The following is a 21,823-nucleotide window of genomic DNA, read 5'->3' as shown; positions in this document are numbered from 1 at the left end:
TTTACTTTTGACCAAGTTAGAAAGTTTTGGCAATTTCAGCGCGTAGCTCATCAGTGATTTCTGGAGTCACACCAAACCACGCCTTGAATGCTGGAATAGCTTGGTTCAATAACATGCCTAAGCCATTTACAGTCAAATTACCGCGCTCACGCGCCTGCTTTAAGAAGGGTGTTTCAAGAGGGATATAAATCGTATCCGAAACCAACGCATTTTTTGGCAACTGATCTAATCTCAAATCAAGTTCAGGTTGGTTATACATACCCTGATTAGTCGCATTAACTAGCAAAGCCACATCAGAGACTGCATCATGGCGCTCATCCCAGTTGTAAACCTTAATCGGACCACCAAATTCATCAGCCAATGCATCCGCTTTATCTCTACTTCTATTAAAGAGTCTAATTTCTTGGGCACCCTCTTCAATCAAGCTAACCAATAATGCTCTGGATACGCCACCTGAACCAATGATGGTGATAGGGCCTTCATCAGCACGCCAATTCGGCTTCACATCTCTTAAGCTTTGAATGTAACCAAAACCGTCATTGTTAAAGCCATGTAAAGAACCATCTGGCTGCACAACGATGCAATTAATGGCCCCCATTTTTTTAGCAATCGGGTCCAAATAATCCATTAACTGCATCGCCTCAACCTTGTGCGGTGCTGTCACGTTAGAGCCAGCAATACCTAACGCTGGCATCCCACGAATAGCATCTTTAACACTACCAGGCTTCACTGCAAACTTACCGTAAACACCATTTAATTGGTGTTTTTTAATCCAATAGTTGTGAATCACCGGTGATCTGGATTGCTCAACAGGCCAACCCATCACACCAGCTAAAACAAATTTCTTTTCCATCATTAAAACCTTAAAAATTACCTTTAATTACTAAATCAATTACTTCTTATTAACTGGAGGAAGAATATCTGTCACAACTTGTTTCTTACCTACTACTTTAGTCATATAACTTTCGCGATCTAAGTCACCATTGGCGTCAAATGAAACGTCCAACAAGATACCTGGATTCGTTTTGGCTGAAAGTGAAACATTCTTCATCGCAGCAGCGAAAGCCTTAGAGTCAAACTTGCCAATCTTTTCAGTCACAGCCTTGATGATATAAATACCTGTGTAACCTTTAAGGCCATTGTGGTCAGTACGAGTCTTATATTCTTTTTGATAAGCCGCATCAAATTTCTTTACAGTGGCCTGTGGCGCGTCAGCTGTTAAACCAACGTGAGCAATAGCGCCATCTGCAAATTCGCCAGCTAACTCGATAACTTTTTGGCTAGTCAACACAGTCTCACCAATCACAGGCTTGTTGTAACCTTGCTTTTTCAACTCACGTAAAACACGAGCAGCCTCTTCTTCGTTGGTATAAACAAAGACAGCATCAGCAGAAGACTGTTTTACTTTAATCACAGCACTACTAAAGTCGATCTGACCTGACTCAGTAGACACGTCAGCGCCAATCTTCACACCATTGTCTTGCAATGATTTGATGATCAAATCACGACCACCTTTACCAAAGTCGTTATTAACGAAAATAATGTCGACTGTCTTAGCCTTCACTTTTTCTTTAATATATCTAGCAATCTTTGGCATCGCTGATGCTTGCGTAAACGATGTTCTGAAGATATATGGGTTACCTTGTTGCGTAATACCAGCAGCTTCACCACCTGTGAAGTTAGGAATCTCAGCTTGTCTTGTCACGCTCATACTCACCATCACTGAACCAGAAAATACTGGGCCCATCACAACGTAAGCGCCACTATCAACCGCTTGCAACGCCAAACCTTTTGCAACACCTGGGTTCGATTGCGTATCGAGTGAAATGTAATCAATCTTTTTACCTAAAATACCACCAGCGGCATTAATTTCTTTAATGGCTAATTTAGCGCCATTATCAAAATTTGACCCAGAGGTCACGCCGGGGCCTGAAAGTTCAACCAAGCCAAAAATCTTAACGTTTTGACCATAGGAAGCAGTAGAAAAAGCTAGTGCTAATGGCATTAAATATTTGAATATTTTTTTCATGGGATGCTCCTCGCAAATGAAATGAATAACTTATGTTGCAAGAGCTCACTATATTCAATTTGCTGTCTTTTGAATAGATTATTTATTATCATAGGCGATAACTTTTAGTTATGACACAACCATGAAAATACAAGCACTCAAAGCACTCGTTAACGCCATTGAATTGGGCAGCCTAAGAGCTGCAGCCAAGGAAATGCAAGTCTCTCAGCCTGCTATCACTAAAATTATTCAAGAGTTAGAAGAGCATTTATCCACCACCTTACTGAATCGCACCAAAACAGGGGTTAGCCCCAGCGCGGAAGGGTTAACCCTATATAAGTACGCTCAGAATATTTTTCAGGAGCTCGAAAAAGCCGAAAAAGAGGTAGCTCAAATTAGCCGTAGGAGCAATGAGGAAATCACGATTGCCGTCGTGCCTTTGGCACTCTCACTACTCCTACCGGAAACTATCCGCACCTATAGCGCTGAATTTCCTGATGTGGCCATTTCATTAATGGAGGAACTCTATATCGCCCAATTAAAACAATTGAGATCTGGCGAGATTGATATGGCTATCGGCCCCATTCCGAAAGATTTAATTCCCGGGGAATTCCATGTGGAGAAAATTCTTCCTATTGAAATGGTCATCGCCAAGAAGAAAAACTTAAAAATTAAATCTCCCGCCAATTTAGAGGATTTAAAAGAGCTCAAATGGGTCTACACCAGCAAAAGACCCACCAGCGGATACGCCAAAGTCTTATTTGAAAATAACAATATCACTCCACCACTACCGGGTGCGGTTGTGAATTCAACGCTTGGGTTAATTTCATTAATAGCTAGTGGCAATTACGTTGGTTTAATGCCTAAAAAGCTCATGGAGTCACCGATTGCCAAAAAATACCTGTGCCAAATCAAAACGGTGGAACCCCCACTCAAATTAACGCTAGGCGTTATCGTAAGGCACGATAAATTTTTATCGCCAGCCATTAAAAACTTTATTAAACATCTACACCGGGCAGCAGCCCATATCTAAATTAGCGCCTTTTTAAAACAATAAGTTCCGGTCTAGCTGTATCACTTTTCGATTTAATTGGTGGCACGGGTAAAGCATTACTACCAGGCTCAATCACGAAATGGTGCTCCATCGAATACCAGGGGCCCTGAACGCTTGAATCAGGCGCCTTGTCGTTTTGATCATGCAATACATATTGAGCAATCAGAGCCTTGGTGACGCCAAATTGAACGTCCGTCTCTAAGTGCGGATCATCATTGGAATAAACCTGAGAAAACTGGGTTTTATAATCTTCTTTATTAATCATGAAATGAATATGCGCAGGCCTCATATTGTGACGCCCTTGCATCTTCAATAAATCTCCAACGGGTCCCGATACAGGTATGGGGTAACCGACAGGTTTAACACTTCTAAACCAAATATGTCCCTCAGCATCCGTCTTAAAGCTAGCGCGCAAGTTCATTTCCGCCTGGCTTGGATCTTGATTTTCATAATAACCTTCGGTTGAACAATGCCAGACATCCACGCGAGCATCAGCAACAGGCTTACCTTGCTGATCTTTAATATAAGCATCCACAAAAATTGGTAAGCCAGGCGTATCTGAGCGAACCAGGCTGCTGCCATTTTCAGCAATGGGCTGATCACTTCGCCAAAACGGCCCCATCAAGTTGGCAGTTGTTTGATGTTGCCCTTTATCACCATTATTTAACAAACACACCAAAGCTGAAACACCTAAGGATCCGCCAGATAAGACAACTTCGTTATGGGATGGTGTCGTTAATTGACCAAGTTTGGCAATAATGCCGCAAGCCTTATGGTATTCAGGTTCAGTTAATTTCGCTTCGCGCACAAAAGCATGCAAATGCTTAACCGCAATCGACATGATTTCCTTAAATCGCTCATCAGTAGAACCATCTAATTCGGCTAAAACTGCTTTGGTGACATCTTCTTGATTTTCAATAATCATATTGTCCTCATTATTAATGGGCCTTATTCATTGTTGAACTATATCTTTTTCCAAATGGATTTGCTTAATAAAAAACTCTTTCAGCTAATATAGGAACTTAATAAAGTAGGAATAGTTAAAAAATTTCCTGACACTAGATACCATCGGATTGCGAATCCAGCTTACAACTCAGTACTCGATCTGATAGATATTATTGGGGCGCGAGCTCACATCAAGATGTCATCACACAAAAAATAGCTAATTGATTTAATCTATAGCCCTCCAAACTATTTGCGAGTGAGCTATTTATGAAAATCGGTTTTATTGGTTTAGGTAATATGGGATCCCCCATGGCTTGCAATCTCTTAAAAGCAGGGCATGAATTAATCGTCTTTGATTTATCAGAAATAGCACTCACCCATCTTAAACAATCAGGTGCTAAAGTTGCGAGATCTATTACAGAAGTAGCTCAAACTTCCAATTTGGATACCATCATTACTATGTTGCCAGCCAGTCAACATGTTCGCAGTGTCTATTTAGGCAATGACGGCATACTAGCAACAGTTGCTAAAGATGTTTTATTAATTGACTGTTCAACGATTGACCCACATACGGCTCGAGATGTCGCTAAAGCCTCTGAACAACACGGCAATCCTATGTTAGATGCTCCTGTATCAGGGGGTACCGGTGGAGCTGAAGCTGGCACATTAACTTTCATGGTGGGCGGACAAGAGCAATGGTTCAATGTAGCTAAACCCCTTCTATCTGATATGGGTAAAAACATTGTTCACTGCGGAGACTCTGGCAATGGTCAAGTTGCTAAAGTTGCCAACAATATGCTACTAGGCATATCCATGATTGCCACTGCGGAAGCCATGTCCTTAGGTGTCTCTTTGGGTGTAGACCCCAAAGTACTAGCTGGCATTATTAATACGTCTAGCGGGAGATGTTGGAGCTCTGAAATTTACAACCCTTTCCCTGGTGTTGTGGAAACAGCTCCAGCAGGTAGAGCCTACTCCGGGGGCTTCGGTGTTGATTTAATGCTTAAAGATCTAGGTTTAGCTACCGAAGCGGCTAAACAAGCACAGCAACCAGTGGTACTTGGTGCAATGGCTCAACAGCTTTATCAATTATTTAGTAATCAGGGTTATGGCAAATTAGATTTTTCAGCGATCATCAATTTACATAAAAAATAATGGGCACTATAAGCCATAGGGTCGCGAGGGAATATAAAAAAGCCACCTAATACATTAGGTGGCTTTTTCTTAGAGAAAATATTCAAGCTCATCTCGTCTCCTTATAAATTTATTATTTATTGAGCCATCAAATAATTAGCTACGCCAACACTAGGCGCAAGATACACCATTCCCCCTGCCGAAGGGCAATCAACAGCGCTCTATCTCAACTACAGATCATTATTAAACAGAGCCATCGGGGGATTACCCCCATTCAATAAGCACCACTTTGGTGCGGCCTGTGATTTTCAATTAATTCCATATGCTAATCTGAGTTAAAACATTTAATCACTCAGAAGCTATGTTGAATTGGGGCCTACTTATTGCTCGCTTAATCAGTGCCATTGGATCATGGGTGGATGCTAGCAACCTGAGAAATCATGTTTATGAGCTCAAAGATGAAAATGAAATCCTCAAAACTGCTCTTGAGGATATTCAACGCATGGATCCAGAAGGTCGATTAGGATGGCATGCCAAACGAACCCTAGATAAATTAAATCAAATTAGTGACTAGTGAAATAGTAGCTATCACTACGCAATTTTCTTAACCTACTTTAACTGCCCGACTCTTTAATTTTTTTATTGAGAGAGCTCACCAAAGTTAATAACAAAATAGTTGTTAAAACGGTTAGCCACACCAAAGACCAAATTGGCACCGTCAAACCAAAGATGGGCGGCAAAGGCGCTGAACATAAACCATCCGCTTTTAATAACCAATCAAACCAACGAACAATTGCCCATTGATTGATCCAGACTTCTAAGAGGTCTAGGCCACAAGAAACAGTTGGATGAAAAATAACCCAAATATGACGGAATACAACGCCTAAACCAAATAACGAGAAAGTACTGGCAAGTACGTGAAAGAATCGTCTTAACGCATTTGAAAAATAAGCTCCCAAACAAGACATAGCGATGCCTAAATAAGCCACCCTTTGCAAAATGCACAATGGGCAAGGCGCATAAAGCTCACCATTCCACCCAATATATTGAACAAACAAGGCAAAGCCAAGTAACGTCAGACAAAGGAAAGAAATTGCCAAAAAAATATATTTAAAAAATTTCATCGAATCAAACCGCACCAATTACACAGGATCTATATGAGTCATGACGTTTAAAACAGGGAGCTCTTTCATGATTCTATTTCTAGCGGCAAGAGCAATGTCATGCCCCTCTTTCACCGTCGCCGCATGATCAACATCAATATGCACATCAACCAAAATCATATCGCCCATCTTGCGCGTTCTAAGAGCATGAAAACCCTTTACACCCTCAGTCCCACTAATGATTTTTTCAATTCTTGCATGCTCTTCTTCTGAAACAGACCGATCCATCAAATCATGAAGGGCTTCCCAACTAAATTCCCAACCAGTTTTGGCTACCATCAAGCCAACAACTAAAGCACCAACAGCATCTAAGATAGGATATCCAAGCAAAGCACCCATAATACCGATTGATACAACTAACGAAGAGGCCGCATCGGATCTAGCGTGCCAAGCATTCGCCACCAACATGGAAGAACGAACGCGTTCGGCTACAGATAACATGTATCTAAATAAGACTTCTTTAGCCACTAATGAGCCTAGCGCAACATAAAGCGCCAAAATTTGAATTTGGCCTGAGGCCATCGGGTGAATGATCTTATTACCAGCACTCCAGAGCATACCCATGCCCACTGCCAACAAAGAAACCCCCAAAAATAAAGAGGCTGCAGTCTCATACCGTTGATGCCCGTAATGATGATCATCGTCAGCCTCTTTGGCGCTGTGATGATTGGCAAATAAAACAACAAAATCAGCAATTAAATCGGTCAAGGAGTGAATGCCGTCGGCAATCAAACCTTGAGAGCCAGACACGATACCTGCAAATACCTGCGATAAAGTCAAACCAATATTAACAACAATACTAACTAAGGTACTTTTCTTAGCAGCCGCCTGCTTATCGGTTGATTCAACCTCATGGTCTTCAATATCTTCAATCATAGAAGGATTTTAACTTTAGATTAATGTCATTTATATGTCACAAATGGATTAATGGGGAAATTTTTCAAGACTTGAAGTGACAACTTGTTTCCTCCGACTTTTTCATCATCGGAGAAATTGAAGTAAGAGCCATTAGATAAAAGACTTTTGCAAAGTACATTCGCTTTGATAAATATCTTTATAGGTTTGCCCATTATTAGTCTGAAAAATCTCTTGAAATATTAAACTGCCACTTTGACTATCAAATGAAACTGTCTTTAGTCGATTATTTTGGTTTTGAGAAGCAAAAATATCCTTACCTACAATAGTCAAAGTTTGACGAGGATCATAGCTAGCGTACAGTTCGTCCTCTAGGCGCAACAAGTCATAACCCTGCCCCCACGGATATTTAACGGATTCTATTTTTAGGGTGATAGCACGTTTATCACCACTTAACACACCCTGACTTGTTTTATTAACAACGCAAGCATAGGAATAAGTAGTAGTAAAAACGAATTTACTCAATAAAACAGAAGTGGGGATTAATAAGACAACCAATACCAAGAAGGTTGCCAGGAATTTTGTTGTTTTTTTCATAAAAAATCATCGCTTTTAATTAATAACTGCTATCAATTTACAATGTTTAGATTAAGAAACCCTTAAAAAATCAAATAGAGCGTATTGGGATTTCATAATTTGTTAATTTCATACATAAATAAGCTTAATATAGGGTCAATCCTCACCAAATTTGGTTCGTGAATAGCTTAGTAATTCAAGATGGGTACTCATCATATGCCGCAAAACCCTACTGGCCTTTCATCTCTCGAAGCTAAGAAACGCCTTAGCCAATTTGGACTCAATGAAATCGCCAATGACTCCCAACATTCATTCTTAAAGTCAATTTATGAAGTTCTCACAGAACCAATGTTTGGCCTTCTCATTTTGGCAGGGCTCATTTATTTAGTCATCGGTGATGTCAATGATGCTCTTACCTTAATCGGTTTTATTACGATTTCAATTGGCATCACTTTATTTCAACAAGAAAAAAGTCGTCGAGCCATTGAAGCACTTAAAGAACTTTCAAGCCCCAGAGCTCTAGTTATTCGGGACGGCCTCACCGTTCGGATCCCTGGAAAAGAAGTGGTTGTTGGCGATTTATTGGTTATAGAAGAAGGTGATCGCGTATCTAGCGATGCCATACTGGTTCAATGCAATGATTTATTGATAGATGAATCACTATTAAGCGGTGAATCAGAACCCGTCAATAAGCTTCATGGGGATACGATTTACTCTGGGTCTTTAGCTACAAGAGGTAGCGGTCAAGCCATCGTCACTCAAACAGGGGTGCACACAGAATTAGGAAAAATTGGTAAAAGTCTCCAATCTATTGAGAAGACTAAAAGCCCACTTCAAAAAGATATCTCATTGCTTATCAAGCAATTTGCCCTATTTGGATTTTCTATAGCATTCTTAGTGTTCTTAGCTTATGGTTTGCTAAACAAGGACTGGCTACAAGGTGCGTTATCGGGCATCAGCCTAACCATGGCATTATTGCCTGAAGAATTCACCGTGATTCTGACTGTATTTATGGCGCTAGGCGCTTGGAGAATTTCTCAAGATCAAGTCCTCACCCGCCATGCCCCAGTTATTGAAACCTTAGGTAGCATCACAACTTTATGCGTGGACAAAACTGGTACGCTTACTGAAAACAATATGTCTTTACAGGCATTGGCAATTAAGAATCAAATTTTTGATATCAAACATCCTGATTTATTGGCCAACGATCAAGCTAAGCAATTATTAAAGACAGCAGTTCTAGCGAGTGAAATTAACCCATTTGACCCGATGGAAAAAGCATTTCACGATAGTTTAAAAAAACTTTACCCTCACGAAATAACAACCCACTCCAATAGCGCACTTGCCCATGAATACGGCCTAAGCCCTGAATTACCCGCGATGACCCATCTTTGGCAGGAGCCTCAAGATCCCAACAGCTATGTAGTAGCAATAAAAGGCTCTCCTGAAACGATTATGCATTTGTGCCATCTCAACCCAGATGAGAAAAAGGCTATTGAATCGCAAATTCAAACAATGGCATCAGAAGGCTTAAGACTATTAGCTGTAGCACAAGCTTATTACACAAAAGACCAAGCAGAATGGCCTAAAACGATTCACACCTTTCAGTTTCAATGGTTAGGATTAGTTGGTTTAAAAGATCCTATTAGATCTGAAGTGCCAGATGCAATCGAACAATGTCAAAAAGCAGGTATTCGAGTCATCATGATTACCGGCGACCATGCTATTACCGCTCGCGCCATTGCAAAACAAGCAGGTATTCAATCTTCAGGCATTTTATCTGGAGCTGATTTAGCGAATATGAGCGATCAAGAGCTTACAGCAGCTATTCAGACCATTTCAATTTTTGTCAGAATAAAACCTGACCAAAAATTAAGGCTTGTTCAAGCACTCCAGAAAAACCAGGCCATCGTGGCGATGACAGGCGACGGTATTAATGATGCTCCAGCCCTAAAAGCTGCTCATGTTGGAATCAGCATGGGACAAAGAGGCACAGACGTTGCGCGAGAAGCATCTTCACTTGTTTTACTTAACGACGACTTCAACTCAATCGTCAACGCTATCAAACAAGGTCGTCAGATTTACGACAATTTACATAAAGCAATTTCTTACGTGATTGCAATTCATATACCAGTTGCAGCAAGTGTTTTCATCCCTATCCTGCTAGGCGCTCCACCAATGCTCTCACCGATCCATATTCTTTTTTTAGAAATGATTATTGATCCCGCTTGCGCGATTGTTTTTGAAATGGAATCTCCCGAAGACGATTTAATGAGAAGACCCCCAAGAAATATAGATGAAAAGATTTTTAATTTACAAAATATCATCATCGCCGTTACTCAAGGCCTTGGGCTATCTATTGCGGTACTAGCGCTCTACCTAGGATTGCCAGAATTTAACCTATCAGTCATGACATCCACCACCGTAGGCTTTTCCACTTTAGTACTAGGCAATATTTTCTTAATTATTGCCAATCGATCTAAGACACATCATCTGATTGCCATTTTAAAGAAACCAAACCCTTCTCAAAAATGGCTCATTGGCCTGACCTTAGGATTATTTGCGCTTTTATTATTCGTCCCAACAATCAGACATCATTTCAATTTTTCTGATTTGCTACCAGAAGAAATATGTTTAACGGTTTTCGTTAGCTTATGTTGCTTAGCTTGGTACGAGTTAACCAAGTGGTATTTTAATAAAATGAATATGTCAGCAACATCGACCATCTAATAACATTCATGAACAATCACGTCAGTAAACATCTCTATCAATAGAATTACTTTGGTAATTTATCCCTCGTCCACTCAGATGCCTTTTTAAGATCATCTCCAAGACCAGACACTGTATTACAAGCAGTCAATGAAAATATGGCGATTAACACCAAAATAATTTTAGTTGTCTTCATATGAACCTCCTTAGTTTAGATAATAGACTTAATCTAAAGAGTTAGCATACCCCTACTGACATCTCAAATATTGAATTTTCAGAAAATAAAAAAGCCACTCCGAAGAGTGGCCAAAAAAATCGTATATATCAATATACGAAGGGGAAGTAATACAGATTAAGAAACTACGGTTAAGAAAGTTTCATGAAGTTTTTGCTGTGGGTAGTCAAGACCACCTTTTGCCAAACCTTCCCAGTTCCAAGCAACAGGATCCCAGTCAGGATAGTTTTGTGTACCGCCACAGAATGTCTCGAAACGGTTACCAGATGGATCCCAAGCATATATAGTCGTACCACGCGTAATACCATGACGCGTTGGACCAATATCCACAGGAATCTCATTCATACCAATGATGTCCCCTGCTCTTAAAACCTTTTCCCAGCTTTCCAACATGAAAGATAAGTGATGTAATTTGCCTGGTTCAGGGTGCTCCACAAACGCAATGTCATGCGCCTTAATAGAACAAGATAACCACAAAGCACCCTTCACATCTGAATCAGGCAAAGTAACAAATTCAGTCAGCATAAAACCCAAGACATTGACAAAGATATCCATCACCTTATTCACGTTGGGACCATACAACAAGCCATGATCAAAACGTAACGGGGCAATGCCTCGCTCTGCATCATCCGACCATGGCGCGGGATTTACTGCAGCCAAACCATTACCCACCATTTTTTTCTCAGCGAATAACTCAATTAAATGGCCGCTTGGAATTTGGAAGCGCACACGCTCACCAGTCTCCAATAATTCACCTGCAGGAATCCTTTCTGTAGGGATGCCATATGCATTCAAATCAGACTCAAACTGATCAAGCGTTTTTTTATCCAAGACCTTGAAAGAAAAGAAATCAATGCCAGCTTTATCAGCCTGTCTAATGATGATGCTATTGTGGTCGCGCTCATCCCAAGCTTTGTAGTAAACACGACCTTGCTTATCACGGCCAGTTTCAATTAAACCCAAAACTTTGCCATAAAAGTGGCAAGCCTCATCTAAATCAAGCACACGGATTTGTGCATGGCCAGGACGTAATACACCAGTCATTCCCATTTCTAATTCCCCCAACATGAGTTATTTAATTAACAAGTCATGTCAGAGTAAAACTTAAATAAAAAGATTGTTTTGACCAAAATCAAATAAATTTAATAACTAGGGTTTCCCATGAACTCTTTTTAGAAAAATTTTCAGAAATCGTTGAAATTTTTAATTTTTATCGATATGCCAAATGGTTCAGAATATTCAAAAATATTGGAAATTCAAGCAATAAAAAATCCACTCAAAAGTGGATTAATTTTTTTATTTTCATGCGAATAATCTACCACATGAAAATTGAACCCACATACCGCACCAAAAATACACGACTAATTACTCCATCCTACAAAAACAATATAGAAATTGCTGAGTAGTCCCCATAGGAGTTTTATGAGCTTCAGTAGAGCTATTAATCAATTTAAATTTTTTACCAAATTGGGCATGCAAGTGCTCTGAGTCATAGCGAACCACATCAAGACCACTGCATTTTTCTGGGCCTTCAGGCCCAAATGTCGACATAATCACATAACCACCATGTTTAACTGAACGCATCACCTGCTCAACATATCTCTCTCGTTGAGACTCTTCAGTTAAAAAATGAAATACAGCTCTGTCATGCCAAATATCAAAGTGATTTTGAGGCAAAGTGGCTTGCGTTATATCCGCACAATACCAATGAACTTTATCCGCCTGAATACCAATTCTCTCTCTGGCCACATCTATAGCCTTTTGAGATATATCAAGCACACTAATGTCCTTATAACCTTCAGCCCAAAGATCATCCACTAAAGTCGCCTCTCCGCCCCCAATATCAATAATGGCTACATCTTTATGATTAGTTGCCTGATGTATCAGGTTTAAAGACGTTTCAAGATGAGGGGCATACCAACTAACAGCATCAGGCGCTTTAGTGCCATATACCTTTTCCCAATGTTCTTTATTACTCATAGCTCGTACGCTTAAATTAAGTTAATTGGAATTTTTAAATAAGAGGTGCCATTACTTTCTTTTGGTGGCATTTCTCCTGCTCTAATATTGACTTGTATAGAAGGTAATAATAAAACTGGGACTTCTAATGTTTTATCCCTTGCAGTTCTCATCTGAACAAATTCATCTTCCATCACATTATCGTGAACATGAATATTGTTTGCTCTTTCTTCTTTAACTGTCGTTTGATGAATGACTGCGCGATCACTTCGCGGATAATCATGGCACATATATAACTTGGTATCTTCTGGATAACTAAGTATTTTCTTTATAGATTGATACAAAGTGCGCGCATCACCACCAGGAAAATCACAACGAGCAGTACCAACATCTGGAGGGAAAAGCGTATCACCTACAAAAATTGCATCATCAATTTTGTAAGCTAAACAAGCAGGGGTATGCCCAGGCACAGATAAACACTGGAAATTTAGTTTCCCAAACGAAATGCTCTCTTGATCCTTTAATAAATAATCAAATTGAGAGCCATCTGCTATAAATTCGTTCCCAAGATTAAATATCCCCTTAAATACACTCTGCACTTTCAATACATTTTCACCAATAGCGACCTTCCCGCCTAATTGTTCGCGTAGATAGTGTGCTGCTGTTAAGTGATCCGCATGGGCATGAGTTTCTAGTATCCACTCAAGCTTCAGTTGATTCTGTTTAATAAAAGAAATAACCTCATCAGCGGACTTGGTACGAGTTCTGCCTGACTTTGCGTCATAGTTAAGAACAGGGTCGATAACAATACATGCTCGAGTTGATGAATCAGAGACCACATAGGTAAATGTCCATGTTTCTTGATCAAAAAAACTTTGAATATCAGCCTTTATTTTGTCCATTGCGCTTTCTCACATGAATTATCAATATATTTAATTATATATTGTTTTTATGTATAATGTTTTCCATGGAAACCCCTCTTATCCTCACCCCAATCCTAGGTCTATTGATAGGCTTTCTGATGGGCTTAACTGGAGCCGGCGGCGGGATATTGTCCGTTCCCGTTTTAATATTTTTTTTACACCTAACTATGGCACAAGCAGGTCCCATAGCTCTGTTAGCCATTGCAAGCGCGGCGGGCATCGGAGCCTTGCTTGCTCATAAAAATAAGACTCTTAGGTATAAAGCAGCAGCCCTAATGGCGCTATCTGGTCTAACGACCGCCCCGATTGGATTATGGCTGGCGCATCAATTACCCAACCAACCCCTAGTGGTTTTATTTGGCTTCATTCTTATTATGTTGGCTATTCGTTTTTTTTGGATCGCCCAAAAAGAATTAATAGGCTCCTCCTCCATAAAGAATCAAAATCCCCCTTGTCTACTAAATAATGCGACTGGGAAGTTAATCTGGACAGCGCCTTGTTTTTGGACACTACTCCTTATTGGAGCGATCTCAGGATTTTTATCAGGGTTATTGGGAGTCGGCGGTGGATTCATTATTGTTCCAGCCCTCAAAAGATTTACCAATCTATCACCTCACTCTGTTATCCACTCATCTTTAGGGGTTATGTCAATCATTGCGATCGGTAGCGTAGGTGTATCAGCTGTTGCGGGCACTTTAATTTGGCCGATAGCTCTTCTTTTCTCCTTAGGCTCAATTGGTGGATTACTAATTAGTAGAAAATTAGCTCAAGGCCTAAACCCTCTTCGAATTCAACAATTTTTTGCGGTCTTCACTTTTTTGGTGGGTATCTATATGCTCACTAAATCTTTTCTTAATCTTTAAGGCATAAAAATTATGAGCATTAATTGGTCAGAATTTAATCCCATAACCTCGTTACTTGGCGGAGGGATCCTTGGAATTGGCGCCATCATTCTCATACTATTCCGAGGCAGAATTGCTGGCATTAGCGGAATTGTTGGAGCGCTCATGCAGTTTAAAAATACCCCTAAAGACCACCATCTATGGAGAATTCTTTTTCTAATAGGGTTAGTCAGCTCTAGCTTGATTTATTCCCTATTTTTTCCATTCCCTAGCGTTAACATTACTACAGATTTCACCTCACTTATTCTCGCTGGCCTATTAGTTGGATTTGGAACCAGAATGGGCTCTGGTTGCACAAGTGGTCACGGTGTATGCGGTCTCGGAAGACTCTCACCCCGCTCACTGGTTGCCACACTTAGCTTTATGGGCGCAGGATTTATTACTTGCTACATCTTCTTACATTTGATTAATTAAATGATGAAAAACATTCTCACCTTTATAGCCGGCCTTGCATTTGGTATTGGTCTTATCATCTCAGGCATGACAAACCCAGCCAAGGTAATAGGGTTTTTAGATATATTTGGAAACTGGGATCCAAGCCTGATGTTTGTCATGCTTGGGGCAATTCCAATTAGTTTTATCGGATTTAAATTTATTGAAAAGAAAGCATCTACTATTTTCAATGAGCCGTTACATTTACCTGGAAAAACTCATATCAACACAGAGTTAATCGTGGGTAGTCTTCTATTTGGATCTGGCTGGGCTTTAGCAGGCTTGTGCCCAGGCCCCGCTCTCGTCGCGCTAGGTTCTGGAAGTAGCAAAGCCATGATTTTTGTTGTCGCCATGTTAGCTGGCATGTATGTACATGACCATCTATACAAAAATATTTTCAAATCAAACTAAGGGGCACAACCTAGATCCTGTTAAGGCAATCATTTTTTTAACAAGGGGTTATCTACTAGTGATAATGACTTATATGGCTCTTCATTAAATAAGTTTGGGTTATCAACAAACTCTAAAATCCATTCAAGTGTGTCACACCCCCAAAACGATCTTCCATCAACCACCACTGAAGGAACACCGAAAACCCCTGCCTTAGAGGCTAACTCTGTATTAGCAGCCAACCCTAATTTAATGTTTTCATCAGTTGGCTTGAGGGTATCCGCATGCAATCCTAAAGCGGCACAGAATCCAGTCCAATCCGTTTCAGGATCTTTACCTTCTTGCCAAACAAAATTAAATGCCTTATCAACCATATCCCAATCAGCTTGGTGTGCATAAAGCAATCTCATAGCCGCTACCGATGAAAATGGATGGCGTTTGGGAAATTTTAAGGGGATGTTCTCTCGCGCAGCTTTCCATGTGCAAAAGTTGTATGTATGCATTCTTTTTTCGGGAACCTCGGCTGGGCCAACATTATTTTGCGCCCTTAATAGCCCAGGAAAAAATATCGGCACTGGTTTAAGAGAAAGCTTACCTTCCAATTGGCCACGCATTTTGACAAATAAATATGCATAAGGAGAAATGATGTCGTAATAAAAAATCGCTTCTTTTTTCATAGGATTTAATGTCTTTAAAACTTATACCGATTTTTCAAAACTATGTTTAACTCTCTCAATAGTACGAGCAACATACGTAGCACACAGTTTTCCTGAATTTTCTTGAAACATTTTTATGCGATGCGTATTTTCAAGTATCAACAAGCCAACACAATGCGCAAAAAATGCTGTCACTTCTTCTCTAGCAATTTTGGGTGATGCGCCTAACTCCTTCAATGAAGATTCAAAATTTTTCAAAGCATCGCGAAGTCTTTCATTTAGCTTTAAATTAAGTTCCGGCGTTAAGCCATGGGGCCTTGCACCACCAAAGAGATAAAAGCCCAAATCTAAATCTCTTGGATTAGATGCATAAAAGTCGTAAAAAGCCATTGCGGAATTTTTTGCTCGCTCTGACGGAGAGGCGGAATTCTGAAAACTTAAACTTACCGCTTCATTCAATCGCTCCAATGACGCTGATAATAAAGCGCCATAAATTTCTTCTTTTGCAGAAAAGTAAGAATAGATTGCGCCTGGGGTATATCCAGCTCTCTTAGCAATCTCCCGAACATTTGCCCCATCAAGCCCATGTTCTTCAAAAACTTCTTTAGCCGCAGCCAAAATATGTGCTCGCTTAGCGTCACTTACCAACGCCAGTCTGTCTCGCCGCTGTTTTTCGGATCCAGATAACTCTGTGGTCATTTTTTCTTTCATTTGCGCCATTCTCCCACAAAATTAAACCATTGACAATAAATTGAACAATGTTTAATCTTAATCAATTAGTTCAATAAGCAACAGGAGAATGCCGTGTTAATGACAGGACGAGAGTATGAGGAATCATTACGCAATTACACCCCTAAAGTCTTTGTGGACGGTCGTAAAGTTGATTCTGTTGTTGATGAACCAGCACTTCGTCCAGGCATAAACGCTGTAGGTCTAACCTATGACTATGCCCTGCGCCCTGAGTACACACCAATAATGACGGCGACCCAAAATAGCACTGGCGAAACAGTTAATCGTTTATTACATATCAACACCAGTAGTGGTGATTTATTAAATAAGCTTGAAGCAGTTCGGCTTGTTTGCCAAGAAACAGGCTGCGCTCAGAGATATCTCACACATGATGCGTTGAATGCTATCCACCAAGTGTCCGCTCGCATTGACGATGCCAAAGGAACAACTGAACATCGTGAAAAGTTTGCCGCTTACCTTCACGATGTTCAAAAACGAGATTTAACATTAGGCATTGCGATGACAGATGCTAAAGGGGATCGCAGTAAGCGGCCACATGAGCAAGGGAATATTGACACCTATGTACATGTCACTCATCGAGATGGCAGAGGTATCCGAATTTCAGGCACTAAAGCAATTGTGACTGGAGCCCCCTATATGCATGAGTTTTTAGTGATGCCTTGCCGCAATATGGGTAAAGAAGATGCCGACTTTGCTGTATGTTGCGCCGTTCCAGTAGATGCTGAAGGTGTGACCATTGTTGCTCGTCCAGCAGGCCGCCCTGGTGAAAAAGCCGCATTGTTCTCAAATAAATATGGGCAATCTACAGGTGTAGTAATTTTTGAAAATGTTTTTGTACCTTGGGATAAAGTTTTCTACGCAGGGGAATGGGAACATAGTGGTTATATGACTTATAACTACGCCACACATCATCGTCACAGTTGTATTGGCGCTCGCGCTGGATTTGGGGACTTATTGATTGGCGCAGGTGCGCTCATGTGTGAGGCTAATGGATTTAATCCAGGTGAGGAGCATCACCTAAGAGATCAAATGGTTGAATTAATCAAAATTACCGAAGGATTCTATGCTTGCGGAGTTGCCGCGTCAGTGTACGCAACTCAAGATACTGCTGCTCAAAGTTTTGTACCCGACCATGTTTTTTCGAACATTGGCAAGCTCTTACTAGCTACACAAATTTATGACATGCACAAAATAGCTCACTATGTTTCAGGCGGATTAATCGTGGCATTACCTGGGCCAGATGAAGACCACAACCCTGAAACAGCAGCAAAACTAAGTGATGTTCTTCGTGCCAACCCAGAAATTCCTTATGACAAGCGGATTGAAACAGCAAGATTTATTGAGGACTTAACAGCATCCTATCAAGGTGGCTGGTACTCAGTTATTAGTTTGCATGGCGGCGGCTCACCCGAGGCAATGAAACGTGAAATTTATCGAAACTACCCCATCGGCTCAAAAGTTAAGCTCGTAGAGCGTTTGCTTGATAGAGGTCTAACAAATGATCCTAACCGTGCCATTACACAAAATACGCAACCTGGTAAATGCTGCTCTCAAGGCTGCACTATTCCAGGAACTCCCGTCATGGTTGATTTACCTGAATTACCATCGCAAAAATAATTATTCAAGAGTATCCAGGTAGCGCTCATCAAATCAGCACTACCCCCCACGCCAAGTGTCGGGAATCCCCACAAACAATGATGCACTAAAACAGGGTGTCATGAACTTTTTTAGTGCGCTATATCAAGTATTCATTTTGGTGCATATCATTCTTACGACCATTTTTTTAAAAAATAATTCCTAGAACTAACCAGAATAAGCCTTTAATACAGATGGCACACAACTTGCTAATAATCATAATGAATTAATAGAAGTTGGGAGAGTGTCATGCATAACAAGAGTTATTTTGATGAAATGCACCTAAGCGATGCTTCGGTGCGCCATGTTTATGCAAATTACCAAAACTGGCTAAAAACTATTCCAACCGATCAGCTAGAAAGTAAGCGGCAAGAAGCTGAAATCTTATTTAGACGAGTTGGCATTACTTTTAACGTCTATGGCGAAGATGATGGCGTTGAACGACTTATTCCTTTTGATGTGATTCCAAGACTACTGTCTGCTAAAGAATGGTCAACCCTATCTAAGGGCGCAATACAACGTGTTCGCGCTCTAAATATGTTCTTGGATGACATTTATCATCAACAAGAAATTATTCGCGCGGGAATTATTTCAGAGGAAATACTAAAGCATTCGCAATATCGACCAGAAATGTTCAATGTAGATGTGCCTCAAGGTATTTACGCTCATATTGCAGGTATTGATATCGTGCGAACGGGCGAGGATCAGTTTTATGTGCTTGAAGATAATCTAAGGACGCCTTCTGGCGTGTCTTACATGATCGAAGATCGCAAGATGATGATGCGACTGTTTCCTGAATTATTCAGGAGATATTCCATCGCACCTGTCGAGCACTACCCACAAGTGTTAAAAAATAATTTACGTGCTGTTGCTCAACCTGGCATAAAAGATCCCACGGTAGTTCTATTGACACCTGGCGCTTATAACAGCGCCTATTTTGAGCATGCTTTCTTAGCTCAACAAATGGGAGTAGAACTTGTCGAAGGACAAGACCTATTTGTCCGCAATAACGCGGTTTATATGAGAACCACTGAAGGACCTAAACGAGTCGATGTAATTTATCGACGCATTGATGACGAATTTATTGATCCTCTAGCATTCAACCCCGACAGCATGCTAGGTGTGCCCGGCTTGTTCTCGGTATATCGGAATGGCGGGGTAACTCTTGCTAATGCAGTAGGTACGGGCGTGGCTGATGATAAGTCAACCTATATCCGCGTCCCTGACATGATTAAGTTCTACCTTAATGAGGAACCCATTCTTGCTAACGTTCCCACTTATGAATTGAGCAAGCCTGAGGATTTAAGCTATACATTAGATAACTTATCTGAATTGGTTGTAAAGGAAGTTCAAGGATCTGGTGGCTACGGCATGTTAGTTGGACCTACCGCTAGTCAAGCAGAGTTAGATTCTTTCAAACATAGAATTCTAGCTAATCCTAGCAACTATATTGCTCAACCTACCCTATCACTATCCACCTGCCCCACTCTTGTAGAGAAAGGTATTGCACCACGCCACGTTGATTTACGTCCATTTGTTTTATCTGGCGATAAGGTTAGTTTAGTGCCAGGTGGATTATGTCGGGTTGCCATGAAAGAAGGCTCTTTAGTAGTTAACTCTTCGCAAGGAGGTGGCACGAAAGATACCTGGGTTCTTCAAGATAAAGCTTGTGAACATGCCTCATCCCCCATCGATCACGAAGCGGGAGTTATGACATGTTAAGCCGTACAGCTAATCATTTGTATTGGATGGCTAGGTATATTGAACGAGCTGAGAATATGGCTCGTATCTTAGATGTCACCGAGAACATGGCACTTGTACCCAACGCTGCCATTAACGAGGCAGCATTATGGTGGCCAGCATTAGAAATTTCTGGAACTTCTGACACATTCAGAGAAAGTTCAAAGGAATATAACTCGGCTAACGTGATTCATTACCTAGCCATGGATCGCAACAACCCATCGAGCATTTACTCAACCCTTTATAGTGCACGTGAAAATGCTCGAGCCGTGAGAGTCGCCCTAACAACGGAAACTTGGGAGAACATCAACGCCCTATGGCTAGAGTTCAGTCAATTTGATGAAAATGCCTTAGACATGAATCAACTCCATGACTTCTGCGATTGGGTCAAATCACGATCACATTTATTCAGAGGCGTGAGTGCTGGCACGATGCTACAAGACGATGCTTATCAATTTTTAAGATTAGGTACATTTATTGAGCGTGCTGACAATACCGCAAGAATCCTTGATGTGAAATATCACCTGTTACTACCCAAAGAAGAGGAAGTGGGCGGTGGTGTTGATTATTACGAATGGAGCTCGATCCTAAGGTCTGTATCAGCCTTTCAAGCATACCAAAAGATATTTAATGACACCATTCAACCCTGGAATGTGGCCGAACTATTAGTTCTCCGAAAGGATATGCCCCGCTCACTCCACGCCTGTTTCTTTGAGATATCTAGGATCTTAGATAGCGTGACTCGTGGTCGGCATATGGAATGCAAGCGAATAGCTGGAGAAATTCATTCGAGCTTAATGTATGGGCGAATGGATCATATTTTCCAAAATGGCTTACATGAATTCTTAACTGAATTCATTGACCGTAATCATGAGCTAGGCGCAGAAATCCAAAATACCTACCTCAATGTCCATGCTGCGTAAATTAAATAACTATGCAATTAACTATTAAACACACCACTCAATACCAATACGCAGACCCTTTGCTTTATAGCATTCAACAACTGAAACTGACGCCTCAGAATGGGTTCGGTCAACGCGTAAAAAATTGGTCTATTCAGATGAATGGTCAACCCCAACAGCATATTGATGCATATGGCAATGTGGTTCATACACTGGTGGTTGATAAAAACTTATCAGAGATCAATGTTACTGCTAAAGGTGAAGTGGAAACTGGGCTGCCTCACTCGGAAACACAAGAGCGACTACCTTTAACTATTTACCTTAGAAATACACATCTAACGCAACCTGATGAAAATATTAAAGGCCTTGCAAACTCACTAGAAATTATTAATTCAATAGATAAACTTCAGCAGCTGAGTGAAAAAATTGTGTCACGAGTTCCCTACACCAAAGGCTCCACTAGTGTATTTACTACTGCCTCACAAGCGTTAGATACAGGTCACGGTGTATGCCAAGATCACGCTCATATTTTCATTGCCTGCTGTAGAAGCCTCAATATTCCCTCGAGATATGTGAGCGGCTATTTATTCACTGAACGAGGTGACTTATTAGAAAGCCATGCATGGGCTGAATCTTGGTTGAACGGTATTGGCTGGGTGAGCGTTGATGCATCTAATCAATGCTTAGTCAATGGTACGCATGTACGTTTAGCAATAGGCTTAGATTATCGAGATGCCTGCCCCGTTAGCGGTATTCGCGTGGGTGGAGGAGCAGAGTCGATGAGCGTTGGGGTTGATGTGTCTCAACAAGGGTTGACGGCAAAAAAACAAATTGAGCAAATTCAACAATAAAGAA

The 21,823-nt window shown here is 40.8% G+C and carries 23 protein-coding genes; 11 read left to right on the top strand and 12 right to left on the bottom strand.

Annotated features, from left to right (window positions below):
• Positions 1 to 16 precede the first annotated feature (16 nt).
• The gene (locus ICV01_RS03240) at positions 17 to 856 is read right to left on the bottom strand and encodes a shikimate dehydrogenase (RefSeq protein ID WP_251369382.1); all 840 of its coding nucleotides are present in this window, start codon (positions 854 to 856) and stop codon (positions 17 to 19) included.
• A 36-nt stretch (positions 857 to 892) separates the two neighbouring features.
• Positions 893 to 2,029, bottom strand: a complete 1,137-nt coding sequence (locus ICV01_RS03235; protein ID WP_215288558.1) for an ABC transporter substrate-binding protein — start codon at positions 2,027 to 2,029, stop codon at positions 893 to 895.
• A 121-nt stretch (positions 2,030 to 2,150) separates the two neighbouring features.
• On the opposite strand from ICV01_RS03235, the gene ICV01_RS03230 reads away from it, so the two are divergent.
• The gene (locus ICV01_RS03230) at positions 2,151 to 3,041 is read left to right on the top strand and encodes a LysR family transcriptional regulator (RefSeq protein ID WP_215288556.1); all 891 of its coding nucleotides are present in this window, start codon (positions 2,151 to 2,153) and stop codon (positions 3,039 to 3,041) included.
• Between the two features lies 1 nt (position 3,042).
• Here the strand turns inward: ICV01_RS03230 and ICV01_RS03225 are convergent, their stop codons facing one another.
• A complete protein-coding gene (locus ICV01_RS03225) occupies positions 3,043 to 3,987 on the bottom strand; it encodes a dioxygenase (RefSeq protein WP_215288554.1) in 945 nt (314 codons plus the stop codon).
• 287 nt (positions 3,988 to 4,274) lie between these two features.
• Here ICV01_RS03225 and mmsB point away from each other — a divergent pair, with 287 nt between their 5' ends.
• Both mmsB and ICV01_RS03215 read left to right on the top strand, forming a co-directional pair.
• Positions 4,275 to 5,162, top strand: a complete 888-nt coding sequence (gene mmsB, locus ICV01_RS03220) for a 3-hydroxyisobutyrate dehydrogenase (protein WP_215288552.1) — start codon at positions 4,275 to 4,277, stop codon at positions 5,160 to 5,162.
• A gap of 340 nt (positions 5,163 to 5,502) precedes the next feature.
• On the top strand, positions 5,503 to 5,715 hold the full coding sequence (locus tag ICV01_RS03215) for a hypothetical protein (RefSeq protein ID WP_215288550.1): 213 nt from the start codon (positions 5,503 to 5,505) through the stop codon (positions 5,713 to 5,715).
• A 40-nt stretch (positions 5,716 to 5,755) separates the two neighbouring features.
• Here ICV01_RS03215 and ICV01_RS03210 read toward each other — a convergent pair whose 3' ends face one another.
• The 3 genes from ICV01_RS03210 to ICV01_RS03200 form a co-directional block, all read right to left on the bottom strand.
• A complete protein-coding gene (locus ICV01_RS03210; protein ID WP_251369381.1) occupies positions 5,756 to 6,241 on the bottom strand; it encodes a disulfide bond formation protein B in 486 nt (161 codons plus the stop codon).
• A gap of 42 nt (positions 6,242 to 6,283) precedes the next feature.
• Positions 6,284 to 7,180 carry a cation diffusion facilitator family transporter gene (locus ICV01_RS03205; protein WP_215288545.1) on the bottom strand — a complete coding sequence of 299 codons (897 nt, stop codon included), beginning with the start codon at positions 7,178 to 7,180 and terminating at the stop codon, positions 6,284 to 6,286.
• Between the two features lie 132 nt (positions 7,181 to 7,312).
• Positions 7,313 to 7,756: a hypothetical protein gene (locus ICV01_RS03200; protein WP_215288543.1), complete on the bottom strand. Its 444-nt coding sequence runs from the start codon at positions 7,754 to 7,756 to the stop codon at positions 7,313 to 7,315.
• 180 nt (positions 7,757 to 7,936) lie between these two features.
• On the opposite strand from ICV01_RS03200, the gene ICV01_RS03195 reads away from it, so the two are divergent.
• A complete protein-coding gene (locus tag ICV01_RS03195) occupies positions 7,937 to 10,465 on the top strand; it encodes a cation-translocating P-type ATPase (RefSeq protein ID WP_215288541.1) in 2,529 nt (842 codons plus the stop codon).
• 46 nt (positions 10,466 to 10,511) lie between these two features.
• Here the strand turns inward: ICV01_RS03195 and ICV01_RS03190 are convergent, their stop codons facing one another.
• The 4 genes from ICV01_RS03190 to ICV01_RS03175 all read right to left on the bottom strand — a co-directional run bounded on the left by ICV01_RS03190 (position 10,512) and on the right by ICV01_RS03175 (position 13,540).
• On the bottom strand, positions 10,512 to 10,640 hold the full coding sequence (locus ICV01_RS03190) for an entericidin (RefSeq protein ID WP_215288539.1): 129 nt from the start codon (positions 10,638 to 10,640) through the stop codon (positions 10,512 to 10,514).
• Positions 10,641 to 10,796: 156 nt separating this feature from the next.
• On the bottom strand, positions 10,797 to 11,729 hold the full coding sequence (locus tag ICV01_RS03185) for a catechol 2,3-dioxygenase (protein WP_215289110.1): 933 nt from the start codon (positions 11,727 to 11,729) through the stop codon (positions 10,797 to 10,799).
• A gap of 315 nt (positions 11,730 to 12,044) precedes the next feature.
• Positions 12,045 to 12,659, bottom strand: a complete 615-nt coding sequence (locus ICV01_RS03180) for a class I SAM-dependent methyltransferase (protein WP_215288537.1) — start codon at positions 12,657 to 12,659, stop codon at positions 12,045 to 12,047.
• Positions 12,660 to 12,670: 11 nt separating this feature from the next.
• The gene (locus ICV01_RS03175; RefSeq protein WP_215288535.1) at positions 12,671 to 13,540 is read right to left on the bottom strand and encodes an MBL fold metallo-hydrolase; all 870 of its coding nucleotides are present in this window, start codon (positions 13,538 to 13,540) and stop codon (positions 12,671 to 12,673) included.
• Between the two features lie 56 nt (positions 13,541 to 13,596).
• Here ICV01_RS03175 and ICV01_RS03170 point away from each other — a divergent pair, with 56 nt between their 5' ends.
• The 3 genes from ICV01_RS03170 to ICV01_RS03160 are packed head-to-tail and all read left to right on the top strand — an operon-like array spanning position 13,597 to position 15,306.
• The gene (locus tag ICV01_RS03170; protein WP_371817469.1) at positions 13,597 to 14,424 is read left to right on the top strand and encodes a sulfite exporter TauE/SafE family protein; all 828 of its coding nucleotides are present in this window, start codon (positions 13,597 to 13,599) and stop codon (positions 14,422 to 14,424) included.
• Between the two features lie 12 nt (positions 14,425 to 14,436).
• The gene (locus ICV01_RS03165; RefSeq protein WP_215288533.1) at positions 14,437 to 14,877 is read left to right on the top strand and encodes a YeeE/YedE family protein; all 441 of its coding nucleotides are present in this window, start codon (positions 14,437 to 14,439) and stop codon (positions 14,875 to 14,877) included.
• A 3-nt stretch (positions 14,878 to 14,880) separates the two neighbouring features.
• Positions 14,881 to 15,306 carry a YeeE/YedE family protein gene (locus ICV01_RS03160; RefSeq protein WP_215289106.1) on the top strand — a complete coding sequence of 142 codons (426 nt, stop codon included), beginning with the start codon at positions 14,881 to 14,883 and terminating at the stop codon, positions 15,304 to 15,306.
• Positions 15,307 to 15,335: 29 nt separating this feature from the next.
• Here the strand turns inward: ICV01_RS03160 and ICV01_RS03155 are convergent, their stop codons facing one another.
• Both ICV01_RS03155 and ICV01_RS03150 read right to left on the bottom strand, forming a co-directional pair.
• Positions 15,336 to 15,962 (bottom strand): 2-hydroxychromene-2-carboxylate isomerase, encoded by a 627-nt coding sequence (locus tag ICV01_RS03155; protein ID WP_215288531.1) that lies wholly within the window; start codon positions 15,960 to 15,962, stop codon positions 15,336 to 15,338.
• A 21-nt stretch (positions 15,963 to 15,983) separates the two neighbouring features.
• Entirely contained in the window at positions 15,984 to 16,661 is a 678-nt protein-coding gene (locus tag ICV01_RS03150) for a TetR/AcrR family transcriptional regulator (protein ID WP_251369379.1), read from the bottom strand.
• 90 nt (positions 16,662 to 16,751) lie between these two features.
• Between ICV01_RS03150 and ICV01_RS03145 the strand changes: the two genes are divergently transcribed.
• The 4 genes from ICV01_RS03145 to ICV01_RS03130 all read left to right on the top strand — a co-directional run bounded on the left by ICV01_RS03145 (position 16,752) and on the right by ICV01_RS03130 (position 21,819).
• Positions 16,752 to 18,308, top strand: coding sequence for a 4-hydroxyphenylacetate 3-hydroxylase family protein (locus ICV01_RS03145; protein WP_215289102.1), 1,557 nt, complete (start codon positions 16,752 to 16,754; stop codon positions 18,306 to 18,308).
• Between the two features lie 267 nt (positions 18,309 to 18,575).
• A complete protein-coding gene (locus tag ICV01_RS03140) occupies positions 18,576 to 20,048 on the top strand; it encodes a circularly permuted type 2 ATP-grasp protein (protein ID WP_215288529.1) in 1,473 nt (490 codons plus the stop codon).
• Positions 20,042 to 20,989 (top strand): alpha-E domain-containing protein, encoded by a 948-nt coding sequence (locus ICV01_RS03135; protein ID WP_215288527.1) that lies wholly within the window; start codon positions 20,042 to 20,044, stop codon positions 20,987 to 20,989. The genes ICV01_RS03140 and ICV01_RS03135 overlap by 7 nt, the downstream gene beginning before the upstream one ends.
• Positions 20,990 to 21,000: 11 nt before the next feature.
• Entirely contained in the window at positions 21,001 to 21,819 is an 819-nt protein-coding gene (locus ICV01_RS03130) for a transglutaminase family protein (RefSeq protein WP_215288525.1), read from the top strand.
• Positions 21,820 to 21,823 lie beyond the last annotated feature (4 nt).

It is taken from the genome of Polynucleobacter sp. MWH-Spelu-300-X4, from assembly GCF_018687515.1.
Lineage (GTDB): Bacteria > Pseudomonadota > Gammaproteobacteria > Burkholderiales > Burkholderiaceae > Polynucleobacter.
This window is presented reverse-complemented; position numbering and strand designations above follow the sequence as displayed.

Excerpts from the sequence above, each read along its gene's own strand:
- ICV01_RS03240 (WP_251369382.1), bottom strand. The coding sequence starts at position 856 with ATGATGGAAAAGAAATTTGTTTTAGCTGGTGTGATGGGTTGGCCTGTT.
- ICV01_RS03235 (WP_215288558.1), bottom strand. The coding sequence starts at position 2,029 with ATGAAAAAAATATTCAAATATTTAATGCCATTAGCACTAGCTTTTTCT.
- ICV01_RS03230 (WP_215288556.1), top strand. The coding sequence starts at position 2,151 with ATGAAAATACAAGCACTCAAAGCACTCGTTAACGCCATTGAATTGGGC.
- ICV01_RS03225 (WP_215288554.1), bottom strand. The coding sequence starts at position 3,987 with ATGATTATTGAAAATCAAGAAGATGTCACCAAAGCAGTTTTAGCCGAA.
- mmsB (WP_215288552.1), top strand. The coding sequence starts at position 4,275 with ATGAAAATCGGTTTTATTGGTTTAGGTAATATGGGATCCCCCATGGCT.
- ICV01_RS03215 (WP_215288550.1), top strand. The coding sequence starts at position 5,503 with ATGTTGAATTGGGGCCTACTTATTGCTCGCTTAATCAGTGCCATTGGA.
- ICV01_RS03205 (WP_215288545.1), bottom strand. The coding sequence starts at position 7,180 with ATGATTGAAGATATTGAAGACCATGAGGTTGAATCAACCGATAAGCAG.
- ICV01_RS03200 (WP_215288543.1), bottom strand. The coding sequence starts at position 7,756 with ATGAAAAAAACAACAAAATTCCTGGCAACCTTCTTGGTATTGGTTGTC.
- ICV01_RS03195 (WP_215288541.1), top strand. The coding sequence starts at position 7,937 with ATGGGTACTCATCATATGCCGCAAAACCCTACTGGCCTTTCATCTCTC.
- ICV01_RS03190 (WP_215288539.1), bottom strand. The coding sequence starts at position 10,640 with ATGAAGACAACTAAAATTATTTTGGTGTTAATCGCCATATTTTCATTG.
- ICV01_RS03185 (WP_215289110.1), bottom strand. The coding sequence starts at position 11,729 with ATGGGAATGACTGGTGTATTACGTCCTGGCCATGCACAAATCCGTGTG.
- ICV01_RS03180 (WP_215288537.1), bottom strand. The coding sequence starts at position 12,659 with ATGAGTAATAAAGAACATTGGGAAAAGGTATATGGCACTAAAGCGCCT.
- ICV01_RS03175 (WP_215288535.1), bottom strand. The coding sequence starts at position 13,540 with ATGGACAAAATAAAGGCTGATATTCAAAGTTTTTTTGATCAAGAAACA.
- ICV01_RS03170 (WP_371817469.1), top strand. The coding sequence starts at position 13,597 with ATGTTTTCCATGGAAACCCCTCTTATCCTCACCCCAATCCTAGGTCTA.
- ICV01_RS03165 (WP_215288533.1), top strand. The coding sequence starts at position 14,437 with ATGAGCATTAATTGGTCAGAATTTAATCCCATAACCTCGTTACTTGGC.
- ICV01_RS03160 (WP_215289106.1), top strand. The coding sequence starts at position 14,881 with ATGAAAAACATTCTCACCTTTATAGCCGGCCTTGCATTTGGTATTGGT.
- ICV01_RS03155 (WP_215288531.1), bottom strand. The coding sequence starts at position 15,962 with ATGAAAAAAGAAGCGATTTTTTATTACGACATCATTTCTCCTTATGCA.
- ICV01_RS03150 (WP_251369379.1), bottom strand. The coding sequence starts at position 16,661 with ATGGCGCAAATGAAAGAAAAAATGACCACAGAGTTATCTGGATCCGAA.
- ICV01_RS03145 (WP_215289102.1), top strand. The coding sequence starts at position 16,752 with ATGACAGGACGAGAGTATGAGGAATCATTACGCAATTACACCCCTAAA.
- ICV01_RS03140 (WP_215288529.1), top strand. The coding sequence starts at position 18,576 with ATGCATAACAAGAGTTATTTTGATGAAATGCACCTAAGCGATGCTTCG.
- ICV01_RS03135 (WP_215288527.1), top strand. The coding sequence starts at position 20,042 with ATGTTAAGCCGTACAGCTAATCATTTGTATTGGATGGCTAGGTATATT.
- ICV01_RS03130 (WP_215288525.1), top strand. The coding sequence starts at position 21,001 with ATGCAATTAACTATTAAACACACCACTCAATACCAATACGCAGACCCT.